Origin of the sequence: Nocardioides sambongensis, assembly GCF_006494815.1 — a bacterium.
Classification (GTDB): domain Bacteria; phylum Actinomycetota; class Actinomycetes; order Propionibacteriales; family Nocardioidaceae; genus Nocardioides; species Nocardioides sambongensis.
In genome coordinates, this window is sequence record NZ_CP041091.1 from 714,466 (window position 1) to 727,987 (window position 13,522).

Consider the following 13,522-nt stretch of genomic DNA (forward strand, 5'->3'; position numbering starts at 1 on the left):
GCGGGTCCTCGCTCCATGAAGCGAGCAAACCACGGGCGCACGGCCCTCTCCGTGCTTGCCACGGCCGCCCTGGTGGCGGTCCTCCCCGGCCTCGCCGGCACCTCCCCGGCCGACGCCGCGGTCATCACCCGATCCGGCACCATCAACGCCAACGACCCGGTCATGGACGTCGTCTTCATCAACGGCACCAACGACACCTGTGGCGCGCAGGGCGCCACCGACGTCCGGTACGAGGTGATCCCGTGGACCGCACCGGTCGGCGGCACCACCGAGTTCCGGCTGACCAGCACCCCCGGGAACATCGCGTCGTTCTACGTCTACGACGGTCCGTTCGACCCGACCAACGGCACCCAGAACTGCCTCGCCGCGGACAACAGCGTGGACACCCCGGCGGGTGAGAAGACGGTCACCCTCGACGTCGAGGACGGCCGTACCTACCGGCTGGTGGTCTTCGACGACACGTTCGCCCAGAGCGGCGTCAGCTTCAAGATGGACATCGAGGTCCCCGGCGGCAAGGCGATCTATCCCGCCTCCGGCCCGGGCAAGAAGTACCTGTCGATGCCGGGATCGTTCTCCTGCGCCAACCTGGACACCAACGTCACCTGGCGGGGCAAGTCCCAGAAGGTGCGTTCGGCCGTGATCAAGGGCAACGGAAAGGTCGTCGCCCGGCTCTTCGACCGTCAGATCGCACCGGGACGCACCACCTATCTGCCTGACCTGCCGGGCAACACGAACCGCATCGTCGCCCAGCTGAACCTCAAGGGCGGCGGCAAGGCCACCGTCCGGCGGCTCTACACCCGCTGCTGAGCTCCCGCCCAGCCCGACCCACCGACCTGCCGTTCCCGGGCTCAGCCCGGGAACGGCAGCGGTTCGGGGGAGAGGCTGACCGCGCGGGCCCGGGCCGCGGTCATCCCGCGCCGGTGGTGCTGGCGGCAGAGCACCTCGTAGGCGACCTCGACATCGGCCGGCAGCGGCGCCGGTGGGGCCTCCGCACTCTCCACGTCGCCCACCACGATCACCTCACCCTCGGTGACCATCGCTCCGTCCTCGGTGCGTGCGTTGTGGGTGGCTCGCTTGCCGCACCAGCACAGCGCCTCGACCTGGAGCACCTCGGTGCGGTCGGCCAGCTCGACGAGTCGTGCGGAGCCGGGGAAGAGCCGGGTGCGGAAGTCGGTGAGGATGCCGAAGCAGAAGACGTCGACCTGCAGCTCGTCGACGACCTTGGCGAGCTGGTCGATCTGGGCCGGAGTGTAGAACTGTGCCTCGTCGCAGATCAGGTAGTCGAGGCGGGCGCCCTGGGTGAGCGCGTCGACGGTGTAGCGCCAGAAGTCGAAGTCGGCACCGACCTCCTGCGCCTGCGCGGTCAGGCCGAGACGGGAGGAGACCATCGCGGCGCCGGCCCGGTCGTGGGAGGTGAAGAGCCGGCCGACCCGCCCGCGGGCGGCGTGGTTGTGGTTGGTCTGCAGGGCCAGGGTGGACTTCCCGGCATCCATCGTCCCGGTCCGGAAGGTCAGCTCAGCCACGTTCGGCATTCTCGCATCCGTCCTCGTCCGTCCGTCCTATGGTGACCCGGTGACGCACTTCCTTCTCGGGACCAGCGGCCTGCCCTACCACCTGCCGTCCTTCGCCGACATCGACGACGCCGACTTCGCCCCGGCGTTCGCGGAGGGCACGGCCGCCCAGCTCGACGCGATCCGGGCGATCACCGCGGACCCCGCACCGGCCACCTTCGACAACACCGTCGTCCCGCTCGAGCTCAGTGGCGTCGGCCTGCACCGGATGCTGTCGATCTTCTTCAACAAGGCCAGCGCCGACACCAACCCGACGATCGACGCGCTGCGCGCCGAGCTGGCGCCCCGCCTCTCCGCGCACTCCGACCGGATCCGCCACGACCGTGCGCTCTTCGAGCGGTTACGAGCGGTCCACGCCCAGCGCTCCTCGCTGACCCCGGAGCAGCGCTACCTGGTCGAGCGGTACGTCACCGAGTTCACCCAGGCCGGAGCGGCACTCGAGGTCGCGGAGCAGGAGCGCCTGGCCGCCGCGAACGCGGCGCTCTCGGAGAAGGAGACCGCGTTCGAGCTGGCGCTGCAGGCCGACGCCAACGACCTGGCCGTTCTCGTCGACGACGTCGCCGACCTCGACGGACTGACGCCCGGGGAGGTCTCCGCGGCCCGCGCCGCGGCGCAGTCGCGCGGGCTCGACGAGGGCTACCTGCTGACCCTGGTGCTCCCGACCTCCCACCCCCACCTCGCCTCGCTGACCGATCGGGAGGTACGCCGACGCCTCTTCCAGGCCCAGTCCGCTCGGGGCCGACGCGGCAACGGCAACGACACCCGGACGCTGGTCCTGGAGATCCTGCGGCTGCGGGCCGAGCGGGCGACGCTGCTCGGCTACCCCGACCACGCGGCGCTGGTCACCGAGGACAACACCGCCCGCACCCCCGCCAACGTCCGGGGCATGCTGATCCGGTTGGCCGGTCCGGCCGCGCGCAACGCCCGCGCCGAGCACGCCACACTCTGCGCCGCTGCAGGGTTCGAGGTCGAGGCGTGGGACTGGGCCTTCTACGCCGAGCAGGTGCGCGCCCGCGACCACGACGTCGACCTGGCCACGCTGCGGCCGTGGTTCGAGGCCGAGCGGGTGCTGCACGAGGGCGTCTTCCGCGCCGCGACGGAGCTGTTCGGCCTCTCCTTCACCGAGCGCACCGACCTGGACGGCTACCACCCCGAGGTGCGGGTCTTCGAGGTCGCCGAGGAGGACGGCACCCCGGTCGGGCTCTACCTGCTCGATCTCTACACCCGCGACTCCAAGCGGGGCGGGGCCTGGATGAGCAGCTTCGTCGACCACGCGACCCTGGTCGGCAGCTCGACCGCGGTGGTCTTCAACAACCTCAACGTGCCCAAGCCGGCGCCCGGCGAGGCCACCCTGCTCACCTTCGACGAGACCTCGACGCTCTTCCACGAGTTCGGCCACGCCCTGCACGGCCTGCTCGGGCGGGCGACCTACCCGAAGCTGGCCGGCACCAACGTCTACCGCGACTTCGTCGAGTACCCCTCGCAGGTCAACGAGATGTGGATGCTGTGGCCCTCGATCCTCGCGGCCTACGCGGTCCACCACGAGACCGGAGAGCCGATCCCGCCGGCGGTGGTCGCGCGGCTGGAGGAGGCGGCGACCTTCAACGAGGGGTTCGGAACCAGCGAGTATCTCGCGGCGGCCCTGCTCGACCTGGCCTGGCACGAGCTCGGTGCCGCCGACATCCCCGACGACGCCGACGGCGTCGAGCGCTTCGAGGCCGACACCCTCGCCGCGGCCGGCCTCGCCCTGCCGGCGGTGCCGCCGCGCTACTCCACGCCCTACTTCGCGCACGCCTTCTGCGCCGGTTACGCCTCGGCCTACTACTCCTACATCTGGAGCGAGGTGCTCGACGCCGACACGGTCGCCTGGTTCAAGGAGAACGGCGGACCGACCCGGGCCAACGGCGAGGTCTACCGCCGCCACGTCCTCGACATCGCCGGTACGACGGACCCGCTGGCGTCGTACCAGGCGTGGCGTGGGCGGCCGGCGCCCCTGGAGCCACTGCTGCGGCGGCGCGGACTGGCCGAGCCGGCCTGACCGGTGGACCTCGCCGCGGTCAGCGGCGCACGCGCACCCGGAGCAGCCGGTCGCGTCCGCCGCCGTTGCTGGTGGTGACCAGCAGCGACCCGTTGGTGTCCACGGTGACGCTGCGCAACCGGCCGAAGTCCCCGCGCAGGCGGACCCGCTGCGAGGTCAGGCGCCCCCGCTGGTCGAAGCGGAGGAAGACCAGCCGCTCACCGGCGAGGGCGGCGACCGCCAGCGTGCCGCCGAGACTCCGCCACCCGCGGCGCGGCAGGAACGTGGCACCGGAGGTGGCGATGGTCGGGTTGCCGGAGCGCCAGCGGGCGTTCCACTGCTTGCCGGGCAGCGAGTGGTCGGTCATCGGCACCGACTCGTCGTAGCCGGGTCCGGGGTCCCAGCCGTAGTTGCGGCCACCGCGGAGGAGGTTGACCTCGTCGTTGCGATAGCTGCCGTGCTCCACCGACCACAGGCTGCCGTCGGCGCGCTGGGCCAGGCCCTGCACGTTGCGGTGCCCGTAGGTGAGCACGAAGCGACTGCGGGTCTTGCTCCCGGCCCACGGGTTGCCCGGCCAGCGCCTCCCCGTGTTCCGGTCGATGCGCAGCACCTTGCCGCCCAGGGAGCGCCGGTTCTGCGGGTTCCGGCTCACCGCGGCGTCGCCGGTCCCGATCAGCAGCGAGCCGTTGCGCGCGATCAGGAGGCGGCAGCCGCCGTGCCGTCCGGAGGTGGTGGGCAGCCCGGTGAGCAGCGTGCGGCTGATCCTTGCGGACGTGCGTGCCTCGTTCAGCCGCCACCGGATCACCCGGATGTCGTGGCCTCCGGACGGGGCTGACCAGCCCGAGCAGGTGTAGAACCGGCCGTTGCGGGCGAACCGGGGATCGACCTCGAGGCCCATCAGCCCGGTCTCGCCGGAGGACCAGATCCGCTCGCCGCGCAGCCGCACCGTGCTGCGTCGGCCGTCCTCGATCAGGCTCAGCCGTTGCCGGTCCCGCTCGGTGAGCAGGAGGGCACCGTCCCCGGTCGGCCGCACGTCCCACGGGATGTCCAGGCCACGGGTGACCACCCGCACGCGCAGCCGTGGCGCCGGCGCGTCGGCGGTCCGGTCGGGCTGGGCGGCCCGGTGATCGGGGTGCGAGGCAGGCGGCTCGGCGACCCCGGGAGCGGACAGCCCGAGGGTGAGGACCAGCGTGGACGCGGCGGCCAGGGCGGCGACGGTGCGCATGGCTGCACCGTACGCCGCCCGGCGCCGCGGATCAGCGCGTCGTCAGAACGTGTGCTCCTCGGCCGGGAACGCGCCCGACTTCACCTCGGCGTCGTAGGCGCGGGCGCCGTCCAGCAGCACCGACCGCAGGTCGGCGTACTGCTTGACGAAGCGGGGCATCCGGCCGGTGCGCAGGCCGAAGGCGTCCTGCCACACCAGGACCTGCCCGTCGCACCGGTTGCCGGCACCGATGCCGATGGTGGGGATCTCCAGCTCCGCGGTGACCTGCGCGGCCACGTCGCCGGGCACCATCTCCATCACCACCGCGAACGCACCGGCCTCCTGCACCGCGCGGGCGTCGCGCAGGACCCGGTCCGCGGCGTCGCCGCGGCCCTGCACCCGGTAGCCGCCCAGGGTGTGCTCGGACTGGGGGGTGAAGCCGATGTGGGCCATCACCGGGATGCCGCCACGGGTCATCCGCTCGATCTGCGGCGCCATCTCCACCCCGCCCTCGAGCTTCACGCAGTGGGCGCCGGCCTCCTTCATGAACCGCACCGCCGTCAGGTATCCCTGCTCCGGGGAGGCCTGGTAGGAGCCGAACGGCAGGTCGCCGACCACCAGCGCCCGCGAGACGGCGCCGCTGACCGCGCGGGTCAGCGGGAGCAGCTCGTCGACCGTGATCGGCAGGGACGTGGCGTTGCCCAGCACGTTGTTGGATGCGCTGTCCCCGACCAGCAGGACCTCCACGCCCGCCTCGTCGAAGATCTCGGCGGTGTACTGGTCATAGCTGGTCAGCATGGAGAAGCGCTCGCCGCGCTGCTTCATCTCGCGCAGGTGCTGGGTGCGGATCCTCTTGATCGGTGGGGCGCCGGATGCCGGCGCGCCACCCGACCCGGACCCGTAGGGGGCGGTCTCTTCGCTCATCGTCGAGCTCCGTTTCGTTCGATCTCGCGGCTCCACCGGGGGAGTCCACGGACGGTCAGGAACGTGACCGAGGCTAGACCGGCACCCGGGTCCACGGGGAGGGCCGCGGTCACCGCGGCGGTGTGTCCTCGGTCACCCGCGCCCGCATCCCTAGACTCGCGACGTGGACTTCTACTCCGCCTACGCCCACGGCTTCGCCCGCGTCGCCGCGGTCACCGTGCCGGTGGCCGTCGCCGACCCCGCCACCAACGCCGAGCGCGTGCTGGAGCAGGCCCGCGCCTGCCACGACGACGGCGTCGCGGTCGCGGTGTTCCCCGAGCTCTGCCTCACCGGGTACGCCGTCGACGACCTCTTCGGCCAGGACACGCTGATCGACGCCGTCACCGAGGCGATCACCGAGCTCGCCGTCGCGTCCGCCGAGCTGTCCCCGGTGCTGGTCGTCGGCGCACCGCTCACGCACCGCAACCGGCTGCTCAACTGCGCCGTGGTGATCCAGGGCGGCCGGGTGCTCGGCGTGGCACCCAAGTCCCACCTGCCGACCTACCGTGAGTTCTACGAGCGGCGCTGGTTCGCGCCGGGCGACGACCTGCGCGGGGAGAGCATCGAGATCGCCGGTGAGCGGGTGCCGCTCGGCCCCGACCTGATCTTCGAGGCCGCCGACGTGCCGGGCCTGCGGCTGCACGTGGAGGTCTGCGAGGACATGTGGGTGCCGGTGCCGCCCAGCGCCCACGCCGCGCTGGCCGGCGCCACGGTGCTCGCCAACCTCTCCGGCAGCCCGATCACCATCGCCCGCGCCGAGGACCGGCACCTGCACGCGCGCAGCGCCAGCGCCCGGTGCAACGCCGCCTACGTCTATGCCGCGGCCGGCCAGGGGGAGTCGACGACCGATCTCTCCTGGGACGGGCAGACGATGGTCTACGAGTGCGGCGACCTGCTCGGGGAGTCCGAGCGCTTCCCGGAGGGCCCACGTCGTACGGTCGTCGATGTCGATCTGGACCGGCTGCGGCAGGAGCGGCTGCGTCAGGGGACCTTCGACGACAACCGGCGCGCGGTGGGCGCGGCGGCCGAGGGCTTCCGCACCGTGGGCTTCGAGCTGGCCCCGCCCGAGCGGGACCTGGGGCTGCTCCGCAAGGTGGACCGGTATCCGTTCGTCCCGGACGACCCGGCGCGGCTCGCGCTCGACTGCTACGAGGCGTACAACATCCAGGTCTCCGGGCTCGAGCAGCGTTTGCGGGCGATCGGCGGACCCGAGTTCTGGCCGAAGATCGTGATCGGCGTCTCCGGAGGGCTCGACTCGACCCACGCGCTGATCGTGGCGGCGAAGGCGATGGACCGGCTGGGCCGCCCGCGCAGCGACATCCACGCGTTCACCATGCCGGGCTTCGCCACCGGGGCGACCACCAAGTCCTACGCCACCCGGCTCGCCACGGCGCTCGGCTGCACCTTCACCGAGCTCGACATCAAGCCGGCCGCGACCCAGATGCTCCACGACCTCGACCACCCCTTCACCGACGGTGAGCCGGTCTACGACGTCACGTTCGAGAACGTCCAGGCGGGGCTGCGCACCGACTACCTGTTCCGGCTGGCGAACCACCGCGGGGGCATCGTGCTCGGCACCGGCGACCTCTCCGAGCTGGCGCTGGGCTGGTGCACCTACGGGGTGGGCGACCAGATGTCCCACTACAACGTCAACGCCGGCGTGCCGAAGACGCTGATCCAGCACCTGATCCGGTGGGTGATCGACACCGGCCAGCTGCACGGCGGCTCCTACGACGCCGAGAGCGACCTGGTGCTGCAGGAGATCCTGGACCAGGAGATCACCCCGGAGCTGATCCCGACCGAGGAGGGGCAGCGGCCCCAGGCCACCGAGGACTTCGTCGGTCCCTACGCGCTGCAGGACTTCACGCTCTACCACGTGATCCGACGCGGCTACCGGCCGAGCAAGATCGCCTTCCTCGCCCACCACGCCTGGCGGGACGCCCACCAGGGGGAGTGGCCCCCGGGCTTTCCCGCCGACGCCCGGGTCGCCTACGACCTGCCGACCATCCGGCGCTGGCTCGAGGTCTTCGTCCGTCGCTTCTTCGCCAACCAGTTCAAGCGCTCGGCGCTGCCCAACGGGCCCAAGGTGGTGGCCGGGGGGACCATGTCGCCGCGTGGGGACTGGCGGATGCCGTCGGATGCGAGTGCCGCCGCGTGGCTCGAGGACCTGGAGCGCGTCCCGGAGGCGTGAGCCGCGCCCGGATCCGTGCCGCCGACGATTGCCCGCGGGACGCCGGCGGTCGGTAACATCGAGGTAACGGCCGCACTCGCGGTCGTTGGACGTGCATCTACCTAGTCCCGAGCGGGGCCAAGGCGGCACCACCGCCCGAGCGCCCGAGCCGATCCGTACGAGGTAGAAGATGTCCCACCAGGTGCATGCGCCCGCCGCGCACCGAGCCGACCCCGGCTACGCCGACCGGGTGATCGAGGCCAGCGGCGCGTCGTACTTCCCCGTCGCGCTCGCGGCCCGGCTGCCCTACGCGATGATGGTCGTCGGCGTGCTCACGCTGGTCGTGGCCGGCCGCGACTCGCTCGCACTCGGCGGTCTGGTCTCGGCGATGGTCGGGATCGGCACCGCGTGCTGCGGGCCGCTCGCGGGGGCCGCCGCGGACCGGTTCGGGCAGCGTCCGGTGCTGCTCACCACCAGCCTGCTCAGCACGGTGGCGTTGGTCGCGCTCACCTGGGTGGTGCACAGCGACCTCCCCGACGCCGCGGTGCTGGCGGTGGCCTTCACGATCGGGGCGAGCGCACCGCAGGTCTCGCCGATGTCGCGGGCCCGGCTGGTGGGCCTGATCGGACGCCGGGTGCACCCGGCGCGCCGTACCCGCTCGTTCCAGGCGACGATGGGCTACGAGTCGGCCGCCGACGAGCTGGTCTTCATCGTCGGCCCGGTCGTGGTCGGTGTGCTCGGCACGTTCTTCGGCCCGTCGGCCCCGGTGCTGGGGGCGGCGGCGCTGACCGCCTGCTTCGTCACCGCGTTCGCGCTGCACCCGACCGCCCTGCGGGCCGAGCACGGCGACCTGCACCAGCCCCCGGTCACTGCACCGGCCCGAGACCTGTTCCGTGCGCCGTTGCTGGTGACGGTGCTGGGCATCGGGGGCATCGGCCTCTTCTTCGGCTCCACGCTGACCTCGTTGACCGCTTTCATGGGCGACCTCGGCAGGCCCGAGCAGGCCGGACTGGTCTACGGCGCGATGGGGGTCGGCTCGGCCGCCCTCGCCCTCGGCGTCGCGCTCCTCCCGGAACGGTTCCGCCTGTCCGCGCGGTGGCTGGTCTTCGCCGGCACGCTGCTCGCCGGCACGCTGCTCATCCCCACCGCGGGCACCGTGGCCGGGATGACGGTCGCGCTGCTGGTCACCGGCATCGGCATCGGGCCGACCATGGTGACCCAGTACAGCCTCGGCGCGCAGCGCAGCCCGGTCGGACGTTCGGCGACCGTGATGACCATGCTCGGCTCCGCGGTGATCGTCGGCCAGGCCTCGGCGTCGGCGATCACCGGTGCGGTGGCCGAGCGGGTGGGCACCGACACGGCACTGTTCCTGCCGGCCGTCTGCGCGATGCTGGTGCTGCTCGCCGGTGTCGCGAACCGGATGCTGGACGGCCGCGAGACCCGGACGGCCTGAGAAGCACCCGCCCCGCGAGGCGGCGGCGCGGCGCGCTTGTGTCACGATTAGGTAATGCAAGCCTTACAGGCGCCGGGCGTCTCCGCGCCGCCGGTGACCTCGGTCGGTCGGTCCCAGCGCACCCTGGTGCTGGTGGGTTCCGTCGTGCTGCTCGTCGTCGTACTGATCGCGAGCCTGGCCCTCGGGGTGCGTGACGTCGCGCCCAGCGAGGTGTGGCGCGCCCTGGTGGATCCGGTGGCGGGCAACGTCGACCACGACGTGGTCCGTGACCAGCGGATACCGCGCACCGTGATCGGTCTGCTCGCCGGCATCGGTCTGGGGCTGGCCGGAGTGCTGGCCCAGGCGATCACCCGCAACCCGCTCGGCGACCCCGGCCTGCTCGGCCTCAACGCCGGGGCCTCGGTCGGCATCGTGATCGCGGCGGTCTGGTTCGGCATCACCTCGCCGGTCGCCGCGGTCTGGTTCGCCTTCGCCGGTGTCGCCCTCGCCGCCATCGTGGTCTTCGCGATCGGTCACGGACGCCCGGTGCAGCTGGCGCTCGCCGGAGCCACGGTGACCGCGCTGCTCACCCCGTTGAGCACCCTGTTCCTGTTCCAGGACGTCAACGCGCTCAACCTGCTCCGGTTCTGGTCGGTCGGCTCGCTGGTCGGCCGCGAGCTCGACACCGCGCAGGCGCTCTGGCCGTTCCTGGCGTTCGGCATGGTGGTCGCCGCGCTCGTCTCGCACCGGCTCAACGGACTGGCCCTGGGCGACGACGTCGCGACCGCCCTGGGGCAGGGCGTGGGCGTGACCCGCGCCTGGTCGGGTCTGGCCATCATCGCGCTGGCCGGTACGGCGACCGCGCTGGCCGGTCCGATCGCCCTGGTCGGCCTCGTGGTGCCGCACGCCGCCCGCCGACTGGTCGGCACCGACTACCGCTGGATCGTGCCGGTCTGTGCGGTCCTCGGACCGGTGATGCTGGTCACCGCCGACGTGGTGGGCCGACTGGTCAAGTCCGACGAGCTCGAGGCGGGCGTCGTCGCCGCCCTGATCGGCGCCCCCGTTCTGATCGCCGTCGCCCGGAGCCCGCGGGTGGCCGGGCTGTGACCGCGACCGCCGAGCGGCCGACGCCCGCTCCCGACCAGTCGCCCGAGGCGGCATCGGCCGCGCAGACCGTCCGGCAGCTGCGCCGACGGCAGTGGCTGCGCGCGTGCGCGGTGGTGCTGATCGGCACCGTCGTCTGCTTCACCGTGCTGGTGCTGACCTTCGGGATGGGGGCGGCCGGGTTGCCTCCGGCGCGCTCGATCCCGGCGTTGGTCGGCATCGGTGACCGCTTCGACGTCCTGCTGGTCCAGGACCTGCGGGTCCCGCGCGGGGTCGCGGCGATCGTCGCCGGCGCCGCGCTCGGGCTGGCCGGTGCGCTGTTCCAGTCGACCCTGCGCAACCCACTCGCCAGCCCGGACATCCTGGGCATCTCCGGCGGTGCGTCCCTGGGCGCGATCACCGCGGTGATGGGCTACGGCGCGACGGGCAACATGGTCACCCTCTGCGCCTTCGCCGGCGGGCTGGCCGCCGCCGCCGCGATCTGGCTCTTCGCCTGGCGCGGTGGCCTGCACGGCATCCGGTTCGTCCTGGTCGGCGTCGGCATCGCCTACGTGTGCACCTCGCTGATCTCCTGGCGCCTGGCCGAGGCCGAGCTGCGCGAGGCGGGCACGGTGCTGCTGTGGACCGTCGGGTCGGTGGCCGACGTGCGCGAGGGCACCTTGGGACTGCTGGTCGTGGGCGTGGCGCTGCTGACGCTGCTGGCGCTGCTGTTCGGCCGCGAGCAGCGGGTGCTGGCACTCGGCGACGAGCACGCCCGGGGACTGGGCATCGGCCCGGACCGGGCACGGGTGATCGCCCTCCTGATCGGGGTGGGACTGGTGGCGCTGGCCACCTCGATCGCCGGTCCGATCGCCTTCGTCGCGCTGGTGGCGCCGGCGATCGCCCGGCGCCTGGTCGACGACGGCGGACCGGCGCTGCTGCCCTCGGCGGTGATCGGCGCGACGCTCACCCTGACCGCCGACGTGATCGGCCAGTACGCGCTGCCCGTGATCGCACCGGTCGGGGTGGTCACCGGCGTGGTGGGCGCGCCGTACCTGCTCTGGCTGCTCGCGCGCAGCGAGCGGGGGAGATGAGGCCGATGCCCGGCACCGCGAGCAGTGTCCACGAACCACACGGCCCCCGGCCGATCCTGAGGAGGAAGCGATGAGCACGGCGATCAGGGCCGAGGGTGTGAGCCTCGGTTACCGCGGACGTCGGGTGATCGAGGGCCTGGACCTCGAGATCCCGCCCGGGAAGATGACGGCGATCGTCGGGCCGAACGCGTGCGGCAAGTCCACGCTGCTGCGTGGGCTGGCCCGGCTGCACCCGCTGGAGGAGGGGCGGGTGACGGTCGACGGGACCGACATCGCCTCGCTGTCCCGCAAGGACCTCGCCCGACGGGTGGGCGTGCTGCCGCAGGCCTCCGTGGCGCCGGACGGCGTCCGCGTGGCCGAGCTGGTCGCTCGCGGTCGCTTCCCGCACCAGGGCTGGTTCGGCCGGCACACCAGCAGTGACGACCAGGTGGTGATGCGGTCGCTGGCCGCCACCGGCACCGCCGACCTCGCCGAGCGACGGTTGGAGGAGCTCTCCGGCGGTCAGCGGCAGCGGGTCTGGATCGCGATGGTGCTGGCCCAGGAGACGAGTGCGGTGCTGCTCGACGAGCCGACGACGTACCTCGACGTCACCCACCAGCTGGAGCTGCTGGAGCTGCTGGTCGACCTGAACGTCGACCGCGGCACCACCGTGGTGATGGTGCTCCACGAGCTCAACCACGCCGCCCGGTACGCCGACCACCTGGTCGTGATGGCCGGAGGGCGGATCGTGGCCGAGGGTCCTCCGGCGGAGGTGATGACGGTCGAGACCATCCGCTCCGCGTTCGCCCTGGATGCGGAGGTGATACCGGACCCGGTGACCGGCGGCCCGCTGGTGGTGCCGCGCGGACGTCCGCGGGGTGGGGTCGTGCTCCCGAGCGCCGGCTGATCGGTTAGGGTTGCCTCACCTATCCCGAGAGCAAAGGAGACGCACGTGCGCACGACACGTGGCTTCCGCAAGACCGCGGCCGTGATCGCCGGGCTCGCCTCCGTCCTCGCCCTGGGCGCCTGTGGCGCCGACGAGTCGGGCGACGACACCAAAGCAGCATCGACCACCGACGTGACCGACGAGTTCCCGATCACGATCGAGCACGCCTACGGCGAGACCACCATCGAGGAGGCGCCCGAGCGGGTCGCCACCTGGGGCTGGGGCTCGACCGAGGCCGCGATCGCTGTCGGGGTCTACCCGGTCGCCGTCGCGGAGCAGATCTGGACGGTGGGCGAGGGCAACCTGCTGCCGTGGGTCGAGGACGCCTACGACGACGCCGGCGTGGAGCACCCGGCCGTGCTCTCCGACGCCGCCGGCGGTGCCGAGATCGTCTACGACGAGTTCATCGAGGCCAAGCCGGACGTCATCCTGGCTCCCTACTCGGGTCTGACCGAGGAGCAGTACAAGGAGCTCAGCAAATACGCCCCGGTGGTGCCGTTCCAGGACGCCGCCTGGACCACGCCGTGGGACAAGACGATCGAGCTCACCGCCGAGGCGCTGGGACGCAGCGAGAAGGGCGCCGAGGTGCTCGACGGCATCGACGGCTACCTGGCCGAGCAAGCCGAGGCGCACCCCGAGTTCGAGGGCGAGTCCATCGCCGCGATCTGGGCCGCCCCCAACTCGCTGTCGGTCTACACCGGTCTCGACCCGCGGGTCGCGATCTTCACCGACCTCGGCTTCGAGGTCGCGGAGAGCGTCGCGGACCTGGACACCTCCGACGGTGGCTTCTACTACGACATGAGCTACGAGAAGGCCGACCAGCTCGAGTCGGACGTGGTCGTCAGCTATCACAGCACCCAGGACGAGGCCGACGCGATGCTCGCCGACAAGAAGGCGCAGGCGATCCCGGCCGTCAAGGACGGCCAGGTCGCCCAGGTGATCGGCAACCCGCAGATCTCCTCGGTCTCGCCGCCGACCGCCCTCACCTTCGAGTGGGACGAGGGTCTGCCGGTGCTGATCGACCAGCTCTCCGGCCTGCTGCAGGACTGACGCAGCGCCCACG

Annotated in this window: 11 protein-coding genes; 8 read left to right on the forward strand and 3 right to left on the reverse strand. The window is 72.4% G+C overall.

Annotated features, from left to right (window positions below):
* The first annotated feature begins 15 nt into the window (after nt 1-15).
* On the forward strand, nt 16-807 hold the full coding sequence (locus FIV43_RS03315; protein WP_141012981.1) for a hypothetical protein: 792 nt from the start codon (nt 16-18) through the stop codon (nt 805-807).
* 41 nt (nt 808-848) lie between these two features.
* Here the strand turns inward: FIV43_RS03315 and FIV43_RS03320 are convergent, their stop codons facing one another.
* Complete coding sequence (locus FIV43_RS03320) at nt 849-1,523, reverse strand: thymidine kinase (protein ID WP_141012982.1); 675 nt, start codon at nt 1,521-1,523, stop codon at nt 849-851.
* A gap of 49 nt (nt 1,524-1,572) precedes the next feature.
* Here FIV43_RS03320 and FIV43_RS03325 point away from each other — a divergent pair, with 49 nt between their 5' ends.
* The gene (locus tag FIV43_RS03325; RefSeq protein ID WP_141012983.1) at nt 1,573-3,609 is read left to right on the forward strand and encodes a M3 family metallopeptidase; all 2,037 of its coding nucleotides are present in this window, start codon (nt 1,573-1,575) and stop codon (nt 3,607-3,609) included.
* 19 nt (nt 3,610-3,628) lie between these two features.
* On the opposite strand, the gene FIV43_RS03330 is transcribed toward FIV43_RS03325, so the two are convergent.
* Both FIV43_RS03330 and panB read right to left on the reverse strand, forming a co-directional pair.
* On the reverse strand, nt 3,629-4,813 hold the full coding sequence (locus tag FIV43_RS03330) for a PQQ-dependent sugar dehydrogenase (RefSeq protein ID WP_141012984.1): 1,185 nt from the start codon (nt 4,811-4,813) through the stop codon (nt 3,629-3,631).
* A gap of 42 nt (nt 4,814-4,855) precedes the next feature.
* Entirely contained in the window at nt 4,856-5,716 is an 861-nt protein-coding gene (gene panB / locus FIV43_RS03335) for a 3-methyl-2-oxobutanoate hydroxymethyltransferase (RefSeq protein ID WP_141012985.1), read from the reverse strand.
* Between the two features lie 163 nt (nt 5,717-5,879).
* On the opposite strand from panB, the gene FIV43_RS03340 reads away from it, so the two are divergent.
* From FIV43_RS03340 to FIV43_RS03365, 6 genes are all read left to right on the forward strand, one after another.
* The gene (locus FIV43_RS03340) at nt 5,880-7,946 is read left to right on the forward strand and encodes an NAD(+) synthase (RefSeq protein WP_141012986.1); all 2,067 of its coding nucleotides are present in this window, start codon (nt 5,880-5,882) and stop codon (nt 7,944-7,946) included.
* Nucleotides 7,947-8,115: 169 nt separating this feature from the next.
* The gene (locus tag FIV43_RS03345) at nt 8,116-9,378 is read left to right on the forward strand and encodes an MFS transporter (protein WP_141012987.1); all 1,263 of its coding nucleotides are present in this window, start codon (nt 8,116-8,118) and stop codon (nt 9,376-9,378) included.
* A gap of 54 nt (nt 9,379-9,432) precedes the next feature.
* The gene (locus FIV43_RS03350; protein WP_141012988.1) at nt 9,433-10,464 is read left to right on the forward strand and encodes a FecCD family ABC transporter permease; all 1,032 of its coding nucleotides are present in this window, start codon (nt 9,433-9,435) and stop codon (nt 10,462-10,464) included.
* Complete coding sequence (locus FIV43_RS03355; protein ID WP_196780957.1) at nt 10,461-11,534, forward strand: FecCD family ABC transporter permease; 1,074 nt, start codon at nt 10,461-10,463, stop codon at nt 11,532-11,534. The genes FIV43_RS03350 and FIV43_RS03355 overlap by 4 nt, the downstream gene beginning before the upstream one ends.
* A gap of 70 nt (nt 11,535-11,604) precedes the next feature.
* Complete coding sequence (locus tag FIV43_RS03360) at nt 11,605-12,420, forward strand: ABC transporter ATP-binding protein (protein WP_141012989.1); 816 nt, start codon at nt 11,605-11,607, stop codon at nt 12,418-12,420.
* A 45-nt stretch (nt 12,421-12,465) separates the two neighbouring features.
* Nucleotides 12,466-13,509: an ABC transporter substrate-binding protein gene (locus FIV43_RS03365; RefSeq protein WP_141012990.1), complete on the forward strand. Its 1,044-nt coding sequence runs from the start codon at nt 12,466-12,468 to the stop codon at nt 13,507-13,509.
* Nucleotides 13,510-13,522: the final 13 nt, after the last annotated feature.

Excerpts from the sequence above, each read along its gene's own strand:
- FIV43_RS03350 (WP_141012988.1), top strand. The coding sequence starts at position 9,433 with ATGCAAGCCTTACAGGCGCCGGGCGTCTCCGCGCCGCCGGTGACCTCG.
- FIV43_RS03330 (WP_141012984.1), bottom strand. The coding sequence starts at position 4,813 with ATGCGCACCGTCGCCGCCCTGGCCGCCGCGTCCACGCTGGTCCTCACC.
- panB (WP_141012985.1), bottom strand. The coding sequence starts at position 5,716 with ATGAGCGAAGAGACCGCCCCCTACGGGTCCGGGTCGGGTGGCGCGCCG.
- FIV43_RS03345 (WP_141012987.1), top strand. The coding sequence starts at position 8,116 with ATGTCCCACCAGGTGCATGCGCCCGCCGCGCACCGAGCCGACCCCGGC.
- FIV43_RS03360 (WP_141012989.1), top strand. The coding sequence starts at position 11,605 with ATGAGCACGGCGATCAGGGCCGAGGGTGTGAGCCTCGGTTACCGCGGA.
- FIV43_RS03315 (WP_141012981.1), top strand. The coding sequence starts at position 16 with ATGAAGCGAGCAAACCACGGGCGCACGGCCCTCTCCGTGCTTGCCACG.